The organism is Nocardiopsis coralli, from assembly GCF_014892575.1.
GTDB lineage: Bacteria > Actinomycetota > Actinomycetes > Streptosporangiales > Streptosporangiaceae > Nocardiopsis > Nocardiopsis coralli.
Window position 1 is genome coordinate 1 of sequence record NZ_JADBGI010000059.1, and the last position, 985, is coordinate 985.

Below are 985 nucleotides of genomic sequence, written 5' to 3' on the forward strand. Positions count from 1 at the left end.
TGAGGTGATCTCAGTGAGTTTGCTTTTCGATAGTGGTCAGCGCCAACGCAGCTTGCACGATCACCCCGATCTTGGACGGGCTCATCGTGGTGTGGTGCAGCACTCTCCACCGGCCGGTGAGTACCGCCATCGCGCGCTCGCCGATGCACCGCAGGCCGCGTAGGAGCCGGTTGTGGGCCCGGTCATCGACATGCCAGCGGTGCTCGTCGACCTCGGGCGGACGCTTGATCGGGGTGCGCACACCCACCCCGGCGCCCTCATAGCCTGCATCGGCCAACACCACCAACCCCTCGGCGGTGGCCTTGTGCAAAAGCGGGAACACGTGCAGGCGGGCGGCGGTGATATCGGCCGTGGACCCGGGCTCGACCTGCGACACCCACACCGGTTCCCCACGAGCATCGGACAGGAACTGGATGTTGCCGCCGTGGTGGTGTTTGTGGCCGCTGTACCAAAGGTCGCTCTCACCAGAGGGGCCCGGCTCCGAACAACGGTCACAAGGAAACAGTTTTCCGTCCAGGATCAGGGGATCTTCGGGGCTCAGGCGGGCGTGTCCGAGGACCTCGTGCAGGTCGGGAGCCTGGTCGGCCAGCACGTCGACACCCTCGTCGACGTAGCGGTAGCCGGTGGCCCGGGAGATGTCGTTGTCCCTGGCCAGAGCGTCGATAGCGGTGTCATCGCGAAACCACCGCAAGATCAGGACTGCTTGTTTGTAGCAGGTCAGGGCGCGGGTTCCTGTGCGGGTGCCGCGGCGTCGGCGTTCGGCGTTCAGCAGGGCCGAAAGGTGCCAAGTGGTGGCTTGGTCCACGTCGAGGGTGGCAGTATAGGGAACCACGTGGAGCCTTTCATGGTGGTCCGGCAAGATTCGACACCTCGCCTTCTACCTGGGGCTCCACGTCTGTGTCAGGGGAACGGAAGTTCACCCATGCACGCACCTCTTGTCTTGATTGCCGGTTTTCTACTGATTCCCAGTCACTGAGATCACCTC

1 protein-coding gene is annotated in these 985 nt (G+C 64.0%); it reads right to left on the bottom strand.

Translation table 11 applies throughout. The features are described 5' to 3' along the window. Nucleotides 1-10: 10 nt before the first annotated feature. Entirely contained in the window at nt 11-832 is an 822-nt protein-coding gene (locus tag IDM40_RS27750; RefSeq protein WP_193125040.1) for an HARBI1 family protein, read from the bottom strand. Nucleotides 833-985: the final 153 nt, after the last annotated feature.